The 22358-nt window shown below is 45.3% G+C and carries 21 protein-coding genes; 2 read left to right on the top strand and 19 right to left on the bottom strand.

What is annotated here, in order from left to right:
* Nucleotides 1-119: 119 nt before the first annotated feature.
* From AWB54_RS12280 to AWB54_RS12220, 15 genes are all read right to left on the bottom strand, one after another.
* The gene (locus AWB54_RS12280; RefSeq protein ID WP_235811181.1) at nucleotides 120-578 is read right to left on the bottom strand and encodes a very short patch repair endonuclease; all 459 of its coding nucleotides are present in this window, start codon (nucleotides 576-578) and stop codon (nucleotides 120-122) included.
* Complete coding sequence (locus AWB54_RS12275) at nucleotides 541-2238, bottom strand: DNA cytosine methyltransferase (protein WP_061214888.1); 1698 nt, start codon at nucleotides 2236-2238, stop codon at nucleotides 541-543. Before AWB54_RS12275 ends, AWB54_RS12280 begins: the two co-directional genes overlap by 38 nt.
* On the bottom strand, nucleotides 2225-3994 hold the full coding sequence (locus AWB54_RS12270) for an AIPR family protein (protein ID WP_061214887.1): 1770 nt from the start codon (nucleotides 3992-3994) through the stop codon (nucleotides 2225-2227). The genes AWB54_RS12275 and AWB54_RS12270 overlap by 14 nt, the downstream gene beginning before the upstream one ends.
* The gene (locus AWB54_RS12265; RefSeq protein ID WP_061214886.1) at nucleotides 3991-5034 is read right to left on the bottom strand and encodes a PD-(D/E)XK motif protein; all 1044 of its coding nucleotides are present in this window, start codon (nucleotides 5032-5034) and stop codon (nucleotides 3991-3993) included. The genes AWB54_RS12270 and AWB54_RS12265 overlap by 4 nt, the downstream gene beginning before the upstream one ends.
* On the bottom strand, nucleotides 5031-7889 hold the full coding sequence (locus AWB54_RS12260) for a Z1 domain-containing protein (protein ID WP_061214885.1): 2859 nt from the start codon (nucleotides 7887-7889) through the stop codon (nucleotides 5031-5033). The genes AWB54_RS12265 and AWB54_RS12260 overlap by 4 nt, the downstream gene beginning before the upstream one ends.
* A gap of 15 nt (nucleotides 7890-7904) precedes the next feature.
* Nucleotides 7905-9359: an ATP-binding protein gene (locus AWB54_RS12255; protein WP_061214884.1), complete on the bottom strand. Its 1455-nt coding sequence runs from the start codon at nucleotides 9357-9359 to the stop codon at nucleotides 7905-7907.
* A gap of 820 nt (nucleotides 9360-10179) precedes the next feature.
* Nucleotides 10180-10386, bottom strand: a complete 207-nt coding sequence (locus AWB54_RS12250; RefSeq protein WP_153014729.1) for a hypothetical protein — start codon at nucleotides 10384-10386, stop codon at nucleotides 10180-10182.
* A gap of 522 nt (nucleotides 10387-10908) precedes the next feature.
* A complete protein-coding gene (locus AWB54_RS12245; RefSeq protein ID WP_061214882.1) occupies nucleotides 10909-11151 on the bottom strand; it encodes a helix-turn-helix domain-containing protein in 243 nt (80 codons plus the stop codon).
* Nucleotides 11126-11587, bottom strand: coding sequence for an RNA polymerase sigma factor (locus tag AWB54_RS12240; protein WP_061214881.1), 462 nt, complete (start codon nucleotides 11585-11587; stop codon nucleotides 11126-11128). Before AWB54_RS12240 ends, AWB54_RS12245 begins: the two co-directional genes overlap by 26 nt.
* A 640-nt stretch (nucleotides 11588-12227) precedes the next feature.
* Nucleotides 12228-12662 carry an efflux RND transporter permease subunit gene (locus tag AWB54_RS16565; RefSeq protein ID WP_061214880.1) on the bottom strand — a complete coding sequence of 145 codons (435 nt, stop codon included), beginning with the start codon at nucleotides 12660-12662 and terminating at the stop codon, nucleotides 12228-12230.
* Nucleotides 12659-13237 carry an efflux RND transporter permease subunit gene (locus AWB54_RS16560; protein WP_268873652.1) on the bottom strand — a complete coding sequence of 193 codons (579 nt, stop codon included), beginning with the start codon at nucleotides 13235-13237 and terminating at the stop codon, nucleotides 12659-12661. The genes AWB54_RS16565 and AWB54_RS16560 overlap by 4 nt, the downstream gene beginning before the upstream one ends.
* Nucleotides 13173-13730: a hypothetical protein gene (locus AWB54_RS16400; protein WP_235811180.1), complete on the bottom strand. Its 558-nt coding sequence runs from the start codon at nucleotides 13728-13730 to the stop codon at nucleotides 13173-13175. The genes AWB54_RS16560 and AWB54_RS16400 overlap by 65 nt, the downstream gene beginning before the upstream one ends.
* 11 nt (nucleotides 13731-13741) lie before the next feature.
* A complete protein-coding gene (locus AWB54_RS16555; RefSeq protein WP_268873651.1) occupies nucleotides 13742-13870 on the bottom strand; it encodes a hypothetical protein in 129 nt (42 codons plus the stop codon).
* A 65-nt stretch (nucleotides 13871-13935) separates the two neighbouring features.
* Nucleotides 13936-14253, bottom strand: coding sequence for a type II toxin-antitoxin system RelE/ParE family toxin (locus AWB54_RS12225; protein WP_061214878.1), 318 nt, complete (start codon nucleotides 14251-14253; stop codon nucleotides 13936-13938).
* Entirely contained in the window at nucleotides 14231-14521 is a 291-nt protein-coding gene (locus tag AWB54_RS12220) for a type II toxin-antitoxin system Phd/YefM family antitoxin (protein ID WP_061214877.1), read from the bottom strand. Before AWB54_RS12220 ends, AWB54_RS12225 begins: the two co-directional genes overlap by 23 nt.
* 218 nt (nucleotides 14522-14739) lie before the next feature.
* On the opposite strand from AWB54_RS12220, the gene AWB54_RS16550 reads away from it, so the two are divergent.
* Nucleotides 14740-14862: a hypothetical protein gene (locus AWB54_RS16550; protein ID WP_268873650.1), complete on the top strand. Its 123-nt coding sequence runs from the start codon at nucleotides 14740-14742 to the stop codon at nucleotides 14860-14862.
* A gap of 905 nt (nucleotides 14863-15767) precedes the next feature.
* On the opposite strand, the gene AWB54_RS12215 is transcribed toward AWB54_RS16550, so the two are convergent.
* Nucleotides 15768-16421 carry a RibD family protein gene (locus AWB54_RS12215; protein ID WP_061214876.1) on the bottom strand — a complete coding sequence of 218 codons (654 nt, stop codon included), beginning with the start codon at nucleotides 16419-16421 and terminating at the stop codon, nucleotides 15768-15770.
* Nucleotides 16422-16656: 235 nt separating this feature from the next.
* Between AWB54_RS12215 and AWB54_RS12210 the strand changes: the two genes are divergently transcribed.
* Nucleotides 16657-17610, top strand: coding sequence for a helix-turn-helix transcriptional regulator (locus tag AWB54_RS12210; RefSeq protein ID WP_061214875.1), 954 nt, complete (start codon nucleotides 16657-16659; stop codon nucleotides 17608-17610).
* Between the two features lie 202 nt (nucleotides 17611-17812).
* Here AWB54_RS12210 and AWB54_RS12205 read toward each other — a convergent pair whose 3' ends face one another.
* From AWB54_RS12205 to AWB54_RS12195, 3 genes are all read right to left on the bottom strand, one after another.
* Entirely contained in the window at nucleotides 17813-18970 is a 1158-nt protein-coding gene (locus tag AWB54_RS12205; protein ID WP_235811179.1) for a methyl-accepting chemotaxis protein, read from the bottom strand.
* Between the two features lie 102 nt (nucleotides 18971-19072).
* Complete coding sequence (locus tag AWB54_RS12200) at nucleotides 19073-20911, bottom strand: acyl-CoA dehydrogenase (RefSeq protein WP_061214874.1); 1839 nt, start codon at nucleotides 20909-20911, stop codon at nucleotides 19073-19075.
* A gap of 158 nt (nucleotides 20912-21069) precedes the next feature.
* Complete coding sequence (locus AWB54_RS12195; RefSeq protein ID WP_061214873.1) at nucleotides 21070-22293, bottom strand: thiolase family protein; 1224 nt, start codon at nucleotides 22291-22293, stop codon at nucleotides 21070-21072.
* Nucleotides 22294-22358 lie beyond the last annotated feature (65 nt).

Here is a 22358-nt window from a genome sequence, read left to right as displayed (position 1 = left end):
TCTCCTACTTTTAATATTTCAGTAAAGCGCTACTTATTAACTTATTAAAGCTGATTTATTTTAAATACTGTCCTTGCAAATTCCAACTCTATAAAAGATTCAGCTTTTCGCAATCAGAGCTATTTGCGGCCTGATTTTGGTTCATGCTCCTTTATCGAATTAACCAGATGATCCATGCGATCAGAAGCATTCTTTTTCAACTCGCATTCCCAAACTATTTCTACATGCCACCCCATAGATGAGAGTTCCTGAACTGCTTGCTTGTCTCTGTCTATGTTTCGTTGGATTTTGGGGAGCCAGTATTCTGGATTTGTCTTGGGATCACGATAATATTTGCATCCTTGATGAGCATGCCAAAAGCATCCATGGACAAACACTACGCATTTATATTTAGGAAGGACAACATCCGGCTTGCCGGGAAGGTTTGGGTCATGCAGACGAAATCTAAAACCAAGCCGGTGCAAATATTTGCGTACAATTATTTCCCCCTTGGTATTTTTAGAGCGAATATGGGACATGATTTCGCTCCGCTTCTCTGGATCAAACATATCCGGCAATGCCATCGCCTCTATCTTCAAATTGCAATCCTTTTTTTTCTACGCCTTCGACTCCGAGATCATAAGATAAAGAACTCTCGGAATACATCCCTAACTGCTCCAGCAAGCACTCTGCAATAGCCTGCCCCAATAATGGCGGCACTGCATTGCCTACCTGCTGATATTGTGAATTTTTTGTTCCATAGAAAACAAAGCTGTTTGGGAAAGATTGCAGCCTTGCGGCTTCCCTAATACTCAGCGCCCTATTCAAATTCGGATGAATCCACATGGACTTGCGAACATTCATCACAGTTCCAGAAGGCTCATCATACTGCAGTCGCAGATAGATTGTGTTTTGCGTCCGCTCTGGAAGAGAGTATGTTGTCTTTAATGACACATCAAGATTATGAAAATTTTCTCCTTGGCCAAGGGCTTTAAACCTTTCCTTGGCAGTATCCCCTGTATCGGTAATCACATGATTGCTTATTGAATCTCTGTCGCAAAGCAGAGCGGCAAGTTTTGCCCCTCCTTTGAAAATAGAATATATTTCTGGAGCATCTGTTTGAATTGATGCTTCCAGCTTCTCCAAATCCTCAATAGCATCCCTAACAGTATTGTAATCTTTCTTTTCAAGAAGGGGAGACGGCAGCTTGATTTTTTCCCCCTCAATTGTCTTTTCTTTTATACCTATCATGATGAAGCGTTCTCTTGTTTGAGGCACACCAAAATCAGCCGCATTCAGAAATTCTTTGCCTCTGGCATATCCCAGTGCTTTGAATTTATACTCCAAGTAATCCTTGACACTGAAAGTATCAGCAATTGCCGCTATGCGGCTGTCAGATACCTGAATTTCAAAATCGATATGATTCTCCCGCAATTCATTCAGTCGCTCTATTGCCTTTTCAACTTCTGCAAGCGTTTTCAGCCTTTCAAAATATACGGAATAATCCTGCTCCCCGGATGCAAATTTTGATAAAATTTCTTTGCTGCCGCGAAAAAAGCGTTCCCAATCTTCATTCCAAAAGGCTTCATGCAACTGGTCCCAATCTGCCAGCAGCTTCTTGATTTTTTTTTCTTGTTCCTTGACATATCTTGCAGCCCGCTCGCTGGTGCGTGAAAATTTAAACAGTGCGAGAAGCAGACTGTACCTTTCCTTTTTTATTCTGTACAAACCCAAATCGGCTATATGCGGAAGCACATCAGCAATTAATGCTGCAGGTTTTTCTCCCTCGCATATAGCAATTCTTTCTTTTTTTGTTGGGATGCCTAATTCGCGCACCTCTTCAATATTGCTGCTGTCAACAAAGAAAAAATGCTTGCTGGATTCCAGTGTCTTTACATTTTCAAGTACAAAAACAATAGGGTTCAGTTCCTCAATAGCTCGGACATAATGCTGCACCAACTGGTTATTTCCGCTGATAAGGCTGGTTTTCTGCCTGTTGGCATTTGAAAATCCTTGGCATGGGGGACCGCCTATGACAATATCTATTTTGCCGTATTTCGCTTCTATTTTTTCTTTAAACGAGATTTCTGATGCGTCTTCTTGCAGCACTTCAACTCCCTTATGGTTTTCAGCATACGTCTTGGCTGCATACTTGTCGCATTCTACAGCAGCTACAATATTAAAGCGGCCAGTTCTCATAAATCCAAGGCTAAGCCCGCCCGCGCCTGCAAACAAATCGACTGTTTTAAGCTTCTTCATCTTCATCATCCTCCTTTTCAGCCGGAGCAACTTCAATTCCTTGACGCCTGAGCAGGAGGTTCCAGCACTCTTCACGCTTGCACCATTGAGTTACATTGGTTCCTTCAACTGATGGATGAGTTATATGATCCCATACCTTTTGAGCCAGCTTTTCCAGCATAGACTCAAGCTGTTCATCTATGTCCTGCTTGGTCCATATTTTGTCCAGATCAATCTTGCCTCCAAAGAGGCGATAAGCTAGAGCAATGGAATATGCCACAACATTTGCCTTGTAGTCTCCCAATTGCAAATGCTTTACAATCCTGTCGCATTTATTGAAAAGGATGACATTTGCGATCATATGCTTATAATATCGCTCATCCGGGAATGGCACTTTGCCAGCCTCGACCAATTCCATGAATTTTACAAAATTGGTTTCAGAGCCTTTGCTGACAACATGCGGCTGCTGCATAGCGCACATCATGCACTTGGCTGCAAGTGTTTTTGTAACAACACGGTTCTTGGGATTCTCTTGCCTGAAATTCCTTTTGCGAGCTGCAGTGCTTTGCCTGTTGAACTCAACGAGATATTGCCCGCGGGCGCGCTCATAAAACCAGCGCATGCGTTGCCGGGACGGAACCCATATTCTTCGCGAAAATTTTTCCATTTCAACATGCCAGGGAGTATTGGCGCTAAAATCCGACATTGTAATTTTGTTTTGGCTGTTCGCATACTTGGATATATAAGCAATAATCCGGTCCTGGTTTTTTCCTGATTTAAGAATTGTCAGCTTTATAGGAACAAACACTTGGCTTAAATCCAGCTTCGCCTTATATGCGTTGGCAAGAGATGCGGTGGTTTGCCCTCCATTGACAATTTGCCAGCCGTGGAGGCTGTGCACTGAGACAATGCCATTGCCCAGATCATCAGATTCTATCCATTCCGCCACCGTTGAAATGCCATTGTTGTATGCCATGAACATCTCCGGCTCATCGCGCACTGTATCCCGAATGCCTTTATTGACAGCATTTTTGGCCTGCAGAAAAGAGCGCACATTCCGTTCAATCAATCGCTGTCCAAGCTCATCGTAGAGCCTCGCCAATACAGTTCCAGGAAGCATGCCGACATAACAGTCGTATTTCTGATGATCTGCCTGCATTTTCATCATGGTTAGGCAGCAATCGTACTGATCCCTCAGGCCAATATTGTTGTCTCCTGCACTCTCGGCTTGTCCGACAAGCCTGAAAATCCTGTCAATATCCCATACATCATATGAGAATACAGTATCTTCTTCCTCTGCGTCTGCCGGGGGCTCTATGCCAATAATGGCGTTCGAGACTAAAATGATGCGGACAATAGAGATAAAGGACTGCCTCTCATAAATCATCTGCGCCAAAGTATAGGCAGTATCCGTTTCCTCCATTTCCTTGTACATGCCTGTTTTAGCTTTTCTATAAAAACGGCGCGCCATTTTGAACATGCGGTTTGCATCGTTTCTGCTCATCTTTGTGAGCTTATTGCTGCGTTCCCATTTAACCGCAATCAAACTGAGCGTCGCATTTCTCTCATCAAATGCATGCGCGCTTACCATCATCGCCTGCCTGCTGGAGCTGGTTTTCTGATAGGGACTCAGCTGGATATCGCTTATCACCTGCTCTTCTTCCAGATAGCCGCACAAAATTCCCTCCATGGCTTCCTCTGCTGTGCGGTAGCGGCCAGCCTCATGCTCAGCTCTGGCATCTTCGCAAATCATTGCATGAAAGTCCTCCAATATCATGCAGTTGCCTCCTTTGCGTGCAGTTTTGCAGTCTGCCAGAATTGTTGATCGCTGATTTTGTAGTTGGCGCAGGCGCTTATCTCCAGGGAATAAGATATATCTCCCAGTCCATTTGGCAAGTCCTCGCTCAAAATGCGGGGAAACCCTTCCTTTACAGTGAAGAAAGCATGCTCCTTGACAATATATCTTGCAGCATAGCTGTCTATGTAAGGACTCCCCAATCCGCACCCGAATATTTTGTCCCTAAATAAGCTGGATGCAGCTTCGTCGCTTCCGACACAGTTTTCAATGCCTTTCACAATATCCCCCAGAGTTTCTCCGGAAGAATCATTAGGCTGGACCGCTATAAAGCACAAGGCAAGAGTGCCTCCGGCAAGCCGGTCATTAAGCTGCATTTCATTGCTGATATAGGCTTTGTACGGCATTTTGGCCGCCGTAGTTTTGACTTCAATGCTCATATTGTTCAGAGAATAGTCAAACACCTCATGGTACGGCCCTTTCCAGCAGGCAATAGCCTGCAGGCCCACACCATTCAAAAGCATGCCGCGCAGCAACCATAACTCGCCGAACAAGCCCAGTTGCTCTTCTCTTGTCAACTTGATGCTGTCGCGCAGAGAGAAAAAACGTCTCCAGCGCTCCAGCGCTGAAGAAAGCTTTTCGCGCAGATTTGCTCTATTAGCACCTTCCAGGCAGGAGCACAAATCATCGCAAACCGCCAAATACACCTCGTCGGCGCTTCCCTCGCGCTGCTCAATGCGCACAAAGCATCCGTCCATTCCTGAATTGTCAAAGCCGGAAAACTCAATAGAAATTCCTTTCCAGGCTGGATATTTGTGCCCTTTTGAGGCATCTTCGGGATTGCACTGAAAATATAGAACATGTCTCCCATCTATTTTCCTGACAGCGAAAACAGCCAAAATTTCCTGGCTCAGCTTCATTTGGCGCGATAAAAGGGGATCTTTCCCCGTCCAATTCTTTGAGCGGTATTCCTGATCCAGCGCAGAAAAAATTTCATGAGCCTGCATCACATTTTTACTCATTCCAGCGCGTCCTCCTCTTCCAAAGCGCGGAAGACATTGTTGCCCATATATGAAACAGGAGTCGATTCATGGCTTGGCGGAAACACCAAGCCAATGCCAATGGGCACAATCTCTTCCGGCAGGCTGGAGAATACGCTGTCTGCTTTTTCAATGGGGTATATCAGCATAAGCCCATGGTGGGGCTGACTGCCTCTCAATTCGCGCCGAATATATGCAGCAGCTTCCCAATCAGCCCCAAGGCTGTCTTTTATTATCTTGGAGCGCTTTCCTTTTGCGCTGGATGCCTTGGTTCTCAGCTCAGCAACCCTATCGATCTGGGCATCATCAAAATCAATATATTCGTGATCCTGCGAAAGCAGGCGGCCAAACGCTTTGGCACCCCTTTTCTCGCCTTTGGCTCTTTTAACCCCTCGTTCTATCGGGAGACCTCCAATTTCAAACGCCTTTCCTGTCTGCTGCCCGCTGTCCCCAGCATTAATCAAGCAAACCGTCCAGTCAGTCAAACCGCCTTTAGCCATCTGTTTGCTGATATACTCCCTCAGGCGGGAGCTGTTTGCCCGCGGAGCGTTGCGGGCAGTTTTATATTCGGATAAAAAGCTGCAAATGCTGAAGCCGTCAACATGCTCCCAGAAATAGTGCTTGGGCATGCTCGCGGCTTGAGCATATTTGCGCGGGCGCTTTTTGAGAAGATAATCCTCGTCGGGCGCGCCAAGCTGCCTGATGAAGTGGTCCACTGCGCTCTGATTGTCGCGGAAAAAATCCTCGTCATCAAGCTCGAACTTGGTAGTCTCGCTCACAATATTGCTGTAATCATCCTGCATTTCATAGGCTGCCTGCATTTTGTTTTTGGCGGCAATGTACAGCTCGGAATGCGTTCGAACTTTCAGTCCGTACTCTTTGGGCAAAGCCCCCCGCTGGTCCATGTCGAACAGCTCGCTGCGCAACTCTTCTGTTGCCACAGCAATATGCCCGAACCACTCAGCCAGAGTCGGCGTTGTATAAAGCCTGCAGACATCAAGATATCCAGGCCTGTATCCAAACCATCTTCCCATTTGCATCAAAGTATCATAAAAAGACGATGCTCGAAGGAAATAGCTTGTGGATAGCCCCTCCAGCGTCAGTCCCCGGGAGAGCTTGTCTCCTCCAACAGCTATTACGATTCTCCCTTCAGGATAATCATTATATTTCAGTTCGTCATCGCTGATGCCATTAACCGCAAGCACTTCGAGCTTTTGCAGGACATGACCTATGCCTTCAAACACGGCTGGCCACTCAGGCATTTCGCATTCACCAGCCAAATCAAAAAAGCTTTGGCGCATATGCAATGAAGTTTCAGCAAAATCCTCCTCCCACAGCAATTCGAGCCTGGCTGCAAAAGAAGAAGGTTCTTTCGGGTCCTCATATCTCAAGCGGTTTTTTATATCATTTATTTTTCCAGCTACCAGATCCTTGATTTCAAAATGAATATCTGTATAGCGCGCAGCATGAATCAGCATAGACATGTGGTCATTCTTTTGACCGCGGAAAAAACGTATTGATGATGCGATAAGAAAAGCTCCAATCGCTTCAACAAGCGTGTCAGGCAATTTTTCCGGCACGTGGCCCTTTTTGGCTTTTGCAGGCACAAACAGCGGATCGTACTGAACCTCTCTAATCAAGCGCATCCTCTCTCCATCATCGCGGTTAAGCCCGAAGAATTCTGCCGGTCCGATATAGTTGGAAGGCTTGGGCAGACAGAGAATGAAATCTTTCGGAAACAGCTCGCTGCCATATTCCTCTGTTCCTGCTTCATCATGAATAAAAATATTTGCGTATGGAGTAGCTGTATATCCCACATACGCTTTGTTGGAAAACAAGGTGTAAATCCTTCTGATTTCCGCATTTACCCGCGATGGCTCGTAATCAGGCAGAATATTGCCATTCTCATCGCTTATTGCTTTTGTATTCACGGATGCCTGGTCGGCCTCGTCATCTATCATAAGCATCGGGATATTTGCGATTATTGCTTTTCCTTGCTTCAGCAAATGGGCTTTGGTCAAATTCCCGGTTCTAAAAAATTGATATAGATTCTTGAGAACAGTGGCATTCTTTTTAACAATAAAAACGGATGGCCTTCCTTCCAAATCCTCTATTTTATTCGCACGCGCCTTATTGAAATCGCCTTTTGGATCTCGGGTTGTATAAGTACGGAGTTTCAGTTCAGATGGATAGCTCAGCTCGCCAACGCCAATCAGTTTGCCTACCATGCCATTTTTCAGAAGAACGTCAATGCTCGTTTCAAAACCAAGAACTTCCTCATCCAATCTTGTCTGCGTCTGAATGCGCAGGCTGTCATGCATGCCTGCCAGAACAATTATCAACTGGAATCCAGCATCCAATGCTTTATTGATTAAGCCCGTATAATGAGCAGTTTTTCCGGATTGAACATATCCAAGCACAAGACCGCGCCTGTCGCAAAGCAGCGTATTTCTTTTCGGGTCATCTACCGCATCAAGAATTTTATCAGTGGTCTTGTCAATGCTGTCAATAATTGCAGGGCTCCAATTTTTAACTTTCCCGAGGTATCTTGCCCAGCGGCTCCAATGGCCGAGCATATTATCATTTTTTTGCTCTGACCACCATTTGTCTTTCGTCTTTTGATCTTCTCCTTGGAGCATCAAATAGTCCGAAACTTCCTGCGTAATGGATAATTTGAGATGCTCTTTAAGCCATTCCATATCAATTTCTAATCCGCCTGGCAAACTATTTTTAACAAATTCAACAGTTTTGGCAACCGCCTCTTCAAAAGCGTTCTCTTTTTCCTTCATAGACCAGCAATACTCAACCGCTATCCTGGCTATTGCATCTCTTTCCATAAAGTTTCCCCCTTATCAAAGCTGCAGCTTGTTTTCAATAGCTTCAGCCATTCCCTCGTAGATGCTGATTTGCAGCACCTTTCTCAGAGCCTCGCATTTGCTGTAGCCTGCATTGATCAAGTCGCTGCAAAAGCTTGCAGCACTGTCTATCAACTCATTTTCTTGGTTCGCCTCGCCAGAAACAGGTCCTGTCAGAGATGCGTTCATGGGTGCAAAGCCTTCAACAAGGCTTAAAAATGTATTGAGCTTCTTTTCTGCATCAGCGTTTAATTGGGCTTTCGCATCCTTCAGCAGGGCATGGCTGCGATTTATTCGGAAAAATGTTCTTCCTCGAATTGATGCCTGCTCCCATATTGCATCATTGTCTTCCGCCTTGCTCTGCTGATTAATAGCAGCTCCTCTATAGTAATAGACCTTGCGCGAGGCCTCTTGAGCTGTTCTTGCAATCCTCCTTATTCCTTCCCGCAAGGTGGAGGGAGGAGCAGCCGATGATTTTTTCACGTCAATTTTCCATTCAAAATCCATATCGCCAGTCAAATCCAATTGGATTCTGGCAAGCTGGCCCGGCTCATTCTTCCGCAGCATTTTAAACCATGTGCCAGGGACAATCAAGCGTTTATTCCTATAAACATAAAAGCCCTGCTGTTCAAGCCATCCACCGGGACCTCCGGCTTCATCGTATTCTTTAACCGACAATTTTGAATGATGCGGCAAAATAAATGCATGCGCACGAATACTTTCTCCATTGCATTCTAAAAATTCTTCTCTGAACTCCTGGGTTGCAAGCCAGTTCCGCATGAATGGATCCCATGGCTCAATTTTTTTCCCATTTATAAAAATGGCTATTGCTTGAACTCCTGACAAAAACCTGTGGAAGACCATGGACAAATGCTTTTCCATATCGGCAATCCGCTGCCAAAAACGCCCAATTGCTTGATCACTGTAGTTTTCCGTAATGAGCCTGTCCAATTTTTCCAAAACTACAATCGTTCCCTGCTCGCAATTGCCAAACCTGCTTAAGGCGTCCTTCCAATCAGGTGTTGAACTCCCATCAAACAATTCCCATCTGTTTGTTTCAGCAATCTTGTCGATGTCCCATACTCTCATGCACATTGCATTTGATCCCAAGAGCTTGCTTCCAACAGTCAGACGCTTGCATAATGAAAAAGCGGCCGTTTTCATTCCTATGCCAAAACGGCCTAAATCATCATGGTTTCTTGGATCAACCGGATTTTTTGAGCCAATTTTCATTGCCTGGTGCAATTGAGCTTCGTTCATTCCATATCCGTTGTCGCGCACGCTTATGTAATTTAATTCTTTATTCCATTTGACATCAATATTTATTTCTGTTGCTTTAGCCGTGATACTGTTGTCAATAATGTCAGCAAGCGCCGTCTCTAGCGTATAGCCTACTGAGCGCAGCGACAATACAAGTGGCGCAGCATCAGGAATTGCAAGTTTCGGATTCATATTATCCCTCGCGGCTTTTTATTTCAAAGACTGTAGTTAATTTCCATACGCTTTTGCGTTGCAAGACTGAAAACTTAGCAAATGGCGCCAACCAACAATGAGAACTTTTTTGGTAAAATTTATTTATACTCATAAATACTATACCATCCCATTTATTGCATTTCCACAACTATTTATGTTATATTACTGTTTTAACTGCCATTGAGTTGCTGGAAATATTCTTTAAACCACGCACCCCACATGGCTTGATTTATATAAAAAAGAGAACATAAGCGCTAAACCTATGTCCTCTTGTCCGTTCATTTTTATTCACTACTAAACCTGTACTTTAAGCTCTTGTCGGTATTGGGCATAATGATCGCTTAACACATACTCGATAACCCATACTTTTGGAATCCTGTAGGCACTGCGGATGAAAAAGTACTTTATATGATTTCCATGCAAAACCTTTCGTGCCGTGGTTTCTCCGATGCCGCCCAACATGTCTCTGAATTCGTCCAGTGTAACGACATCGGATACGGCTCAAAAAGCTGCTCGTAATATTCTTGATTTTTCACAGTCATCAGCTCCTGAAAATATTTGTCAATGCTAGGATGACTGTTACAATATTGATTTTTGATTACTACACGTTAGATGTTCTGACGGCAGGCGGTCCGGATATCCTCCTGCATATCCCTCCAATATCCCTCCAACGTCCAAAATTGATGTCAAAACCGCTCTTTTGAGAGAGCCTTGGAGTGACGTGGGTTTCCGGGTTTTAAGTGCCGCAAACCCGCATTACACAAGGTTTTTGGAGGTCTGAGGATTCCGGTAGAGTACGTTATATTCCCAATGCTTCCGGTGAAGTAGAGGGACTCAAAATGCGGCGGATAACTTCCATGCCGGTTCGACTCCGGCCATCGGCACCAGAAATAATCGCTCTTAAAGCCGCGATACAAGCGGATTTAAGGGCTTTTTTATTTTCTGGCGGCACCTTCCTGTTTGCCGCCCCTCCCAGCATTTCACACATTTGCACCACGTTGACCACATCCGGGTAATCCCGAAAGTCAGCTTATATGCTTCATTGCTTTTCAGCAAGGTATCAGCCCCTTTCTTTCAAAAATAGAGCTGCAGGCAACGGGGCGCGCCCATGATTGGATACGCGTACACGCTCGCCCAAAACGGGCACACCCCTGACCTGCGTTTCTGTTGACGGTTCCATCGTTATACGGGCTTATCGGATGGACGGCGGCTGGACGGAAGTATCATTGTACCGGCCTATGCGTCTTCGCCTCACAAGCTGCCACGCTCATTTTGCGGCCTGGGTGGTGATCGCTCGTTCCCTTGGGTAAGTCGTGGCGCACCCGCCGTCCGGCTCGGCATGGACCGAAAGTATCCGATTTGCCCTATGCGGCGCGGTGTTTTGCCGCGCTTTCTTTGTCAAAGAGCGCAAGGCGTTTGTCAGCCTGTAAAAGCTCATTGGCAACAATAGGCTTTTATAAACCGGCAACAACACGAAAAGCCCGTATCGGGAAAATGGAAAGGGTACACACTCCCGCACGGGCAAAGCTTAGGCTACCTTGAAAGCAAGAGTTTTTTTAATGAGCTTGATTTCTAATCTGCGGCGCAATTCTTCATCCACATACCGGAGGGGGATACCGTTCTGGTCATAACCTCTCCTGATGGACAGCACGGCTATATATCCTTCGTAGTGTTTCAGTACGGCATTGATTGCGTCTATGTTGCCTGCCGACGCCGCCACAATAGTGGGAAAAGGCAGCAGATTTTTATGGTTCGGACTTGTTTTCATCATCGGCTTTTCCCTCCATATACTTTTTGATTTGTTGCAGTGAGCTTGTCCTATGTCGGTAGATTGTGGTGCGCACAAGGTTCATCAGTTCCCCGATTTCCGCATCCGACATATCCAGAAAATAAGACAGCAGGATAATGCTGCGCTTTTTCTCGGGCAGAGCTTCCAACGCTTCACCTATCAACGCATCCTTGACCTCGACATCGTAGCCCATTACTTGGAACAAGTAATAATCAATCGCATATTCATCCATAGTATAAAGCTGGTTCAACTCCTTCTCCGACAGTTCAGAAAAGGTCACTTCGTACTGTAAGCGCCGGGCAAGTGCCTTGCGGTAATTGCTTGCTTCACCTTTCAGGACTTTCCTGCAAAAGCTGTCAAACTGATGCTGGACAGTTTTTCCCTTGTTACCCTTGTTATTGGAAGAAGATCGCTCCATAGAGTTCACCTCCTTCCTGTTCCGAATAGAGGGAGTTAAACTTGTCCCTATTTCCCTTTCACTCTTTATCCCAACCGGCAATGGCCGTTTGTTGCGTTTTTCAGATGACGCTTGACAAAAAGACGCAAAAAAGCCCGACTGAAAAATATCCAATCGGGCCGAAAGGCTTAGACTTCTTATTATGTAATGTGTGTATATACCTTGTTGGTCGAAAAAGGGCAATCTGCCAATAGTTTTTTTTTGAGCAGTCAAATGGCGTCAGATAATGTCGATACAAATTTAGCACGGCGGCATCCTCCTAACACCGCCGTGTCCTTAAAAAAGGGTAAACTTAACACACCCTCCGCTATGCTATTTTAAAAAAAGGGAAACGGCGGCCTTGATTTTTTATTTCAAAACCACCGTTTGGCATTGAGAATTATTATACGTATGATTATTACCGCCGAAACAACGGTTTTTTGTAGCTTTTAAGATGTAAGCCCGTGTGGTGCCACAAGAGAAAAATCACTCCTACCCATTGTAAAATTCAGTTTCTTTATTCAATTCTTTTCACTGAATTTCAAACATCGTCTTTTACGTACTCGCCATTACATTTACGTTAGGACTGATATTGGGAGTCTGCAGGTATTTTGGGGCGTTTTTACATAGCCTGATATTTCCCCTTGTCATCTGCCCTGATTATTCTTAGATTATTTAACGACGCATAGATAACCGGTATCACGATCATGGCGAGCAATGTCGAAACCAAAAGACCACTCATTAAAGCCACTGCCATTGGACTGAACAATTCACTGCCGGAAACAGCCAGAGGAGAAAGTCCCAGCAGGGCGGTTGCGGTAGTTAGAATGATCGGTCTGAATCGCATGCCTACCGCCTTTAGACAGGCGTCCTCCGTCGCACAGCTCTGCTCCCTGGCCTGGTTTATATAATCAAGCAGTATTATGGCATTTTTCACCACGATCCCCATTAAACTGACTACTCCCAACAAAGCCGTAAAAGACAGCGGCTTCCCAAATATCAGTAAGCCCAGCATGGAACCGATTAATGCCAGGGGAACGGTAAACAGAATAATCACGGGGTCAATAAATGATTTAAATTCAACCAGCAGGATAGAAAAAACAGGATAAATATTCCCATAATACCCATATTGGTAAAATTTTTACCTATTTCTTCCCTTTCTCCCTCAAAAACAAGCTTGATACCTTCCAGGTCCACATCCTTTAATTTCTCATTTTCCATCGTGTTCTCAACATCCACCGCGCTGTAACCGGGCTTGACATCACAGGAAACCAGTACACTTCTTTCTTTTTTATATCGATTCACGCTATCAATCTGCGGTTTTAGTTTAATATCGGCTATCTGCTTCAAAAGCGCTTTTTTACCTGTAAGGCTTGATTTTATGGCCAAGTTTTCCAGTTCATGCACATTGTCGATACCGCTTTTTATTTCAATGTCATATTCCTGGCCCGCCTTTCTGTATACGGAAGCCTTGCTGCCCAACAAAGCCGTCTGTATCTCACTTTGGATATCAGCATTGGATATCCCCAGCAGGGATGCTTTTTCCGTATCAGCTTTCACCACATATTCATAGCTGCTGGCACTGGCGTCGCTTTTTATGTTGGTGGTCCCCTGGATATTCTTTAAAGCCATTTCCAACTGGCTGGATACCACGTTCAAGCGGTTCAAGTCTTCCCCGTACAGTCTTATCCCCACCGGCCCGCTCCCGGGGTCTGTCAACGCCATCAATGTAACGGTAGAAAGAGTTGAAAAATGCATCTTTTCCTATACTTTCTTTAGAAAATTTCTGTTTGGTATATTTCATAGTAAAAACGCCCCCATGATGCACAAGTAAATTACGTTGACTTAGCAATTCATTATATTGTTCTATATCCTCTTTTGAAAATGGAGTAATTAATAGTAGGTCTCTAAACAGATTGTTAATTATTTTTGCTGTTCCGAAATCAAATTGCTCCGCTATTAAGAATCCAATTTTGCCTGAAATATCAAAGTCTAATAAAAATAAATCCTTTAACCCAATAGCAAGTTCAGGTCGTGTATTCATCAAATTGTTAACTGTGCTTGGACATAGATTTATTATGGATGCAAACTGATTTTTAAAATATGCTTCAAAATAACACGCCAACGCAATGAATCCTATTTCTGCTTCCTTTTAAAAGTGCCATCATCTATAGAATTTTCCACAATTTTTTTCAAATCATTCATATCGCCTTCAAAAATGATTCCTGCGGGTAATCCACCAACAAATACTTCCAATTTCGCCACACTATTTCCTCCCAATACTATAAAAGCTCAGTAATTTTTTTAAAGCCATTTACGTCGAAACAAATCTACCGCACCAACCACCCGTAGTTCTGCCTGCAATCCACGATGTAGTCAACATACACCGTCTGATCCTTGATTTGATACAGAATGAGATACCATTTCTCAACGAACATCTTGTGGTATTTGTTTGGCGGAATAAACTCGGCCTCCAGAAAAGGGAAACGCTCCGGCATTTGGTGCAGGGAACGGATGGCATCCATCAGATCGTTTTTGGTTTTGCGGGCGGCGGTGGGATTTTTCTGTGCCAGGAAACGGACATGGCCCGCCAGCATCTGACGGGCGCGGTCGGAAACAATCACCTTATACTGAGGCTTCTTTTCCATGTTCCACCTCGTCAATGATGCTGTCTAGATAGCTGTCCAATTCATCCGGCGTTGTTCCGGCGCGTCCGGTCAGACGGTCTTCCTCGACTGCCAGCAGTTCTTCCCGCAGTTTCAGCATTTTTTCACGGCGGGTAAACGCCTTTATATCCATCACCACGAGATCGCCCTCACCGTTTTTGGTAAGATACACCGGCTCACCTGTAGACCTGCACAAATCCGCTATCTCATTGTAGTTCTGCCGGATGCTTGCGGACGGTTTAATCTGCATGGGGATCAACTCCTTGTAGTAAAATTCTAACCATATTATAGTTCTATCATGCTATAGAATCAACCGGCAATTTCGTTATAACACTGCTAGATACATAGGAAAGTCTATTTTATCCTGGGGTACTTTTCAATTATTAATATGGGGTAGTTTTAGATTATCATTAACACGCCGCTTGTCAAACGGAGGTTTTTCCAGCAGCGGATTCAGAAGGCAGCATAATGCGCTCTTCAGCCGCGCGGCTGACCTCGGGAACCCAATGTGGTTCCATCCTTATCGGTTCGAGTAATTTGGAAACCGAGATGGATGAACATCTGGGCTGTGATAAATATAGGAAAATATAGCAGATAATCCGCTCCTGGGAGCGGACTATGCCCATCAAGGAATGGAAACAATGTATGTCGCTGACTATCCACTTTGAGGATAGATTTAGCTTGGAGACCATTTAGTTTACGGGGCTTCGCCCCGGAGTTTATCGCTTTTATTCTCCTGGAGGGTGAATTTTTATTAAACTGAACGGGGAGACCGGGTTGGCATCCCCATTCACCCCCAGTCGAATCTCGTCAGGTGCTCGGGTTGCTCTCCAGCATTGCCCTATCCCCCTGACAAGCAAGATCTAGTGATAGTTTGCCGTGAACAGGTGATTCTATACCTGGCCAGAATATACTGGGAAGTTCCATTTACACAATATCTATTAAGAAAAAAAGTATACGAAGCGGCTTACGCCGCCCTTGCCCCCGCGTTCTTTTTTGCTCTTGAAGTGTTGCTGACGGAGCTATTTACCATATTATACCGATGTTTTGGGTGTGCGCTTTTCTTGACTTTTTCATGGATTACTTTCATTTGCAAATACAAATTCAGCATTAGTGAAAATCCGTGATCAGTCCCACTCCTTAAATTTCTAGTTTCTCTGCATTCGGCACCTGCTGCAGCAGTTCCAGCATCAGCTGTTCCAGTTGCTCATACTGCTGGCTATATGGAAATGCTCATTCAAAAGGTTTTGCAGACTGGCTTCTGCTGCTAAAAGTCCGGTTTTTCTGCCGATACTGGCACCGGCTACTCGGCTTATTTTTCCTTATGATAAATGCGAAAAGAAGCATCTGTGCAGAGGGCTGTCTGAGGACTCATTTAGACAGACTGGGCAGTACCCTGAAAACTGCCCGAAGAAAACGCATGCTATTTCTCCTTATCTTTTTATGGAAATAGCGTATCATCATAATGTTGACTGGTGGCTTACTGGAAAGATATTTTACTTCAGGACCTTATAGATTAGGAAGATGTGCTTTTCATCCACCGTCTCACAGCTTATCAGCTCCAGCGGCATTCTGTTTGGCAGCGACAGACTTCTGAACAAGTGCGGTTCGCCTGTTCCCACCAAACAAGGGGACACAACCAGGCTGATTTCATCAACCAGTCCCTGTTCTATGAGCGCGTTGGTCAGGACTCCGCCGCTGTCTGTTCTGGTAATCCTGCAGTTATATCGCTTATATAAGACTTCGAGCGCTTGAGCGTAATCCACGTGATCGTCCCCGGCAGCAATAAAATCGTAATTGCGCTCGCGCAGATACTCCAGATAGGATGGGGGCGTGGATGCGGATACCAGAACAATAATGTCTTTACAATACTCCGAATCCCTGAAAACATGCAGGTTCCGCAATCTTCCGCGGCTGTCCGGCACCACCCACCTCAGCCTTTGGTCATCCGGCCTGTCTGTCGGTTTCTTAAACGCTTTTTCTGTCTCGGGCGGATAATGTTCAGCCGCAGTATAAACTGTTTCGCTGCCAAACAGCACCATGTCCGCATTGAAGCGGTTGGCAACGGCGTAATAGACGCCCGTGTCAATAAAACCGCGCACGCAGCCATCCAAGCTTATTTGCGCGTGCATAACAATTTTTGGTCGCATGAAATTACCTCCCTGGCGTGTTTTTGGTATTAGTATACCTGGGCAAAGTGACAGCCTTATGTCAGCAGGTTAGAATCTCGTCTTTCTTTTATGCTATAATTTCTTTTAGCATCGGAAGAAACTGCCAAGCAGTTTTAACACACCGCTGCAACGAGGCGGAGCTTAGACCATGTTGTCTGTTTTGCTATTCGCCTCGTTATATTTGGTATATTAATGTGCCACCAGGAGGCCCATCATGAATAGAGTAGACAGACTAGCGGCGATGCTCATTCATCTTCAATCCAAAAAAATCGTTACGGCCCAAGAGTTGGCCCAGCGATTCGGTATTTGCATCCGGACCGTGTATCGGGATATCAGGGCGCTTGAAGCCGCCGGCATACCGCTAGGCTCTGAAGCGGGTGTAGGCTATTATCTTGTGGAAGGATACCATCTGCCTCCGGTGAGGTTTACTTCCGAAGAAGCCGGAGCTTTGCTGTTGGCCGGGAAATTGGCGGGCGCGTTCGCAGACGCCAAAACGAAAAGTAATTTTGATTCGGCGCTCTATAAAATAAGAACGGTTCTGGGAAATGAAGATAAGGCGTTTGTGGCGGAAATAGAAGAAAAGATAGGCGCATTCGATACGTCCGGTGAAAATATGCCTGTGGAAAATAGTTTTATAAAGGATATTCAAACGGCGCTTTATCTAAAGAATATTATGGAGATTCACTATTATTCTCCCCCTGCAAACCAGACCACCGTAAGAAAAATCGAACCTGTTTCGCTGGGGTTTTATGAAAATCACTGGCATTTAATTGCCTATTGCCATTTGCGCCATGCTTATCGGGATTTTCGCATCGACCGCATTCAAAACCTGTACCTAACAGATCAAAGCTTTTCCAAGACGCATCCTCCCCTGGAAACGGTTATCAAAAAAATGCTTGGAGCAAAAAACCTATGCAATGTGACAGTACGTTTAAAAAAGGATAGCAATTACGAAATCATTAAGAATAAGTGCATATGGGGTTTGGTCGGAGAAAAGGATCTGGGCGGCAGAATGGAAATCATGCTGCTGACGGATTCTTTGCCGGTACTGGGGAGGTGGCTGCTTCATTATGGCCGGGAGGTAGAAATACTTTCTCCCGTTGAATTGCAAGAAGTCATGCGGCAATATGCCGCGGAAATAGCAGGGCAATATCTGGGAACGGAGTAAATTTCAAATAACCTGTATTAATTGCTTAGCCTTTGCTTTTCCTCATCGCCTTAAGAATATCCCTCATTTCCAACGCGTCTTTTTTAGCCATGTTCAGCCCCACACCGGTTGGTATCAATATAAAGTACTCTTTGATAGCCTGCAAAGGCTATTCTATAAGCGTTTAATTTCTTTCCAAGTGTAAAATAGTTAATACAGATATCTATAAAGTTTCCGCAATCCTTCCTAGTTGTTCGGACATTCCCGTTATTTCTTGAATACTTGCACTCATTTCTTCACTGGCTGCTGCTTGTTCCTGGCTTGCACGCAGTGTTAATTCACTATTACGTCTTGCTATTTCAACTTTCTGCTTTATTTCATTAATAAACCCGTTGATTTTTATTGCAGTTGACTTTGATACGTCCGATAACTTTCGAATTTCTTCTGCGACTACGCCAAAACCATGGCCTGATTCCCCTGCCCGAGCTGCCTCGATAGCGGCATTCAACCCTAACATTTTTGTTTGGTCAGCTATCTGTTTGATAAAATCCAAAACCTCGGTAATTTTTTCTGAAGCTTCAATAATTTCAACAACATTCGTATTTAGATGCTCTTCATTACACGATACTTCTGAGGCGGATGCTGCCATCTCCTGAATTACTGCTGATATTTCATTTAAACTTTCACTTAATCTACAGGACATTTCTTGTAGGTCATTTGCGGTTTTCTTTGGCAAGATCATACCAAATGTTGCAACCACTTTTGCAGGGTCGTCCTCATCAAAACAAGGATAGGAGGTTATCCTAACCGGTACGCCGTATGTACTGGCATCAAGGTCCTTCGATAACATTCGCTTTTCTTTTATGGCTATCCGTGCTATGGTGTTGTCACTCAATACATCTCCAATCTTCCATTGAGGTAAATCAAATTTGGCAGATCCTTGCAATCCCGCAACTTTATCTAAATCGGTTATATAAACAAAGGCTCCTTCATGAAACATCTCTGTGATAATAGGGGCAAAATCATAAAATGCTCTACCCAACGGATGTAAACGCGGGAAGATAAATCCCAGGACACCATGTACCACATCGTCATCGATAATCGGCAGACTGGTTATATGGATCCTGGTGCCATAAACTGAACGGGGAACTGCCTCATCAATTTGTCTTCTCTCCTTCATGGCCTTTACCGGCCCGCTTCCTTTTCTAAGCGGCATGCCCTCATTTAAACTTGGTATATTAAAGGCAGTTGAGGCTGCTTTGTACACTATTTCCTCCTCATCAGCTATGGCAATAATGCCTCCTCCAGGAATATTATTGACTAATATAGGAGCAATTTTTTTAATCGCTTCCGCAATTTGAGTGCTTATCATATCTTCCATCCCTCGAATTCCCTTTTTGATATACAATCCTCTGCCCGCATGCTGAATGCGGGCAGAGGGTGAAAATATATTTGTCCTTGTCGACTCGTATCATTCACGGTATTAATATTCAAAAGCATTCACGGGAACATCTAGCGAAGAAGTATCACCGTACGCAATGATATCAGCGGCGATGCACACGTTGGGAACCACGTTCATCAAGTAGTACCGGGCGGCTGCCACTTTGCCAGTATAGTAGTTGTAGTCAAAGTGCTCCGGCCCTAGTTCATTGGCTTTGGCGTTGGCCAGGAGGGCTTGATCGAGTATTAGACGACCGCAGTAGAGTTGAGATGTCGCGGTCAATATACGGCGAGCGTGTAGAGGCATCATGCTGATTCGCTTTTCACCCATATAGGTGAACATGGTTTTTTGAATTTTGGCATAGGCTTCAAGGGCTGCGTTCAGGCTGATGAACTCATTCTTAAATTCGCTGTTATCTTGGTTAGCCGATGCAAAGTCTCTCATCTCCTGAATGAAAGCGGCAAAGACTGCGCCTTTCTTCATACTCCATTTGCGACCAACCAGGTCCATGGATTGAATGACGTTGGTTCCTTCCCAGATGGAGTAGATTTTTACATCACGGGCAATCTGGGCTACTGGATATTCTTCGCAATAGCCATAGCCGCCATAAGCCTGAATCGCTTCCCCGATAAGCCACCAGGCTTCATCGGATGGATAAGCCTTACATAAAGGTGTAGTTATTTCTATCAGCTCGTTGGCTCTGGCTACTTTTTCCGGATCTGTATCATGATGACGAACATCAAAGGCAAAATATGTTTTATATAACATAGCCCTCATAGCTTCCACATGGGCCTTACCCATTAGAAGTGTGCGTTTGATGTCTTCGTGATTAATAATGGTTGCACGACCTGCTTTAGGATCAGTCATCAACCTTCCTTGTATTCTTTCCTTGGCGTAATCACGGGCATTGTAATAGGCGTTGGCTATGCAGGAAAGTGCACAGTGCCCGGTTTCCATACGGGCCATGTTCATCATCTGGAACATCTGGACCATTCCTTCTCCAATTCCATCGTTTTCGAGCGGGTTTTTACCTAAAAGCCAGCCGCGGCAATTATTATTTTCACCCATAGCCAAAGCTGCAGTGCAAGAACCATGTTGTCCCAGCTTGTGTTCTACTCCGGTGGTAATTACATCATTATCTACCACGCTGCCGTCTTCGTTAATCCAAAGCTTGGGCACCACAAATAGTGAGATTCCTGCGGTTCCAGGTCTGGCGCCTTCGACTCGAGCCAGGTAAAGGTGGATAATATTATCGGTAAAATCATTGTCGCCGCCGGTGATAAATATCTTGCTGCCTTTAATCTTGAAAATTCGTGGATCGTCAGTGGGATAGGCTTTAGAAAGTATATCGCCCACATCGGACCCGGCGGTGGCTTCTGTCAGGCACATACTGCCGGTCCAGGTTCCGTCCATCATTTTAGGCAGGAACATTTCTTTTACTTCTTTAGAAGCAAAGCTTTGAATCAGGCCGGCCGCACCGCTGGTGAGAATAATATAAGGTGCAAAAGTCGGATTGGCTGCTTGCAGCATTTCCCACACCATGGATTGAAGAAGGTGCGGCAGTACCATAGCATCTTCCGACTCATCAATGTTGCTGGTTCCCCATCCTTCGCTCTGTAATTGATGAAAGAGCGGTCCGAAGGTGGGAGGTAAAGTGACTTTCCCGTTTTCGAGCTTAACCGGATGTGAATCTCCGTCCTCATTGGTTAGTTCTACGACTTCCTTGCACATTTTTAGAATGGGACCGAGAACTGATTTAACATCATCTTTAGAGTAATAGTCGGCAAATTGTGGATAGGAAAATACTTGTTCAGTAGGCAACCATTCCTGCAAAATAAATTCAAAATCCCTCGTATTCTGATAGGCAAAATTAGCAGACATATTGAACCTCCGTTCATATAAGAAAGCATCCCCAGTCCTGGAATAAGGAATGGGGGCTCCCCGTTATTGCTTAACAACTGTTTTTAAAAAGGGTGCCACCTGGGAGAGACTCCCAGGCGCAAAACATAAAGAAAAAATATAAGGGGGTTATTAACAAATTAAATATCCCGGGTCCAGATGCAAGCCATAGCTGGTCCGCCGCCTACGCAGGTGGAAGCGCCGCCGATGGTGGCTCCGATTCTTTCCATTTCATGAATAAGGCTGACTTGAAGACGCGCGCCGGTGCAGCCTACCGGATGGCCCAGAGCGATACCGGAACCGTTGTGGTTGATGTTGCCCTGTGTCTCCAGAGTGCCGGAATTCATCTCAATGCCAAATTCTTCTTTCATAATCTTGCCTACGCCGATGAACTGGGCGGCGAAAGCTTCATTGATTTCCCAGTAATCAACATTGTCGTATTTCAATCCCGCCTGCTTAAGGGCTTTGGGAATAGCATAGGCCGGGCCGATACCCATATAGTAGGGATCTACGCCATAGGTGCAGATGCTGAGCAGTTTGGCTAAAGGCTTAACTCCCAATTCTTTAGCTTTTTTCGCGGTCATCAGCACGATGGCGGCGGAACCGTCATTGATGCCGGAAGCGTTGGCGGCGGTGGTCACACCGTCTTTATTGAAAGCCGGCGGCAGTTTGCCCATGGCTTCCAGGTTGGCCCCGGGAATAAAATGCTCGTCCTTGCCAAAGAACTTGGAGCCCTTTTTGGACTTGATTTCGACCGGAACATATTCCCGGTCAAAAATGCCGTCACCAACTGCTTTTGCAGCCCGGGTGTGACTGATCAATGCCAGTTGGTCGCATTCTTCCCTGGTAATATTCCACTTCTTGGCAACATTATCGGCGGTGCCGCCCATGTGGCTGCCGGCCAGTTTGTCGATAAGTCCATCAGACAGCAGGGCGTCCTGCAGCTTGGCATCACCCAGTCTGGCTCCCGATCTGGTATTTTGGGAGATGTAGGGAATGTTGCTCATGCTCTCGGTTCCTACTACCAGAGCAATCTCGCTCTTGCCCAGAGCCAGGCTCATGGCGGCAATTTCGGTAGCCCTCATACTGGCCGCACAGTTCTGGGTTACCTGGGATGCTCCGCTTTTATGACTCATGCCAATGCCCATGGCCACCTGACGCGGAGGCAGGGAGCCGTTGCCATGGTGCATGCACATGCCCAGAACCAGTTCATCAACTTGAGTGGGCTCAATGCCCGCTCTTTTAATAGCTTCGGCACCGGTTATCATGGACAGATCGTTGGCCCTGACACTGCTCAAACTGCCTAGGAATCTGCCAATCGGGGTTCTGCACCCGCTAACCATTACGACTTCGTTGACTTCCATCTATAAAACCTCCTAATTTACCGCGAGTTACTGCGGTTCATAAAATTTGTTCAGCACTATAACTT

The sequence above is a fragment of the Syntrophomonas wolfei subsp. methylbutyratica genome (genome assembly GCF_001570625.1).
GTDB classification, from domain to species: domain Bacteria; phylum Bacillota; class Syntrophomonadia; order Syntrophomonadales; family Syntrophomonadaceae; genus Syntrophomonas; species Syntrophomonas methylbutyratica.
The sequence above is the reverse complement of the archived record's forward strand: the minus strand, read 5'-3'. Positions and strand labels throughout refer to the sequence as shown.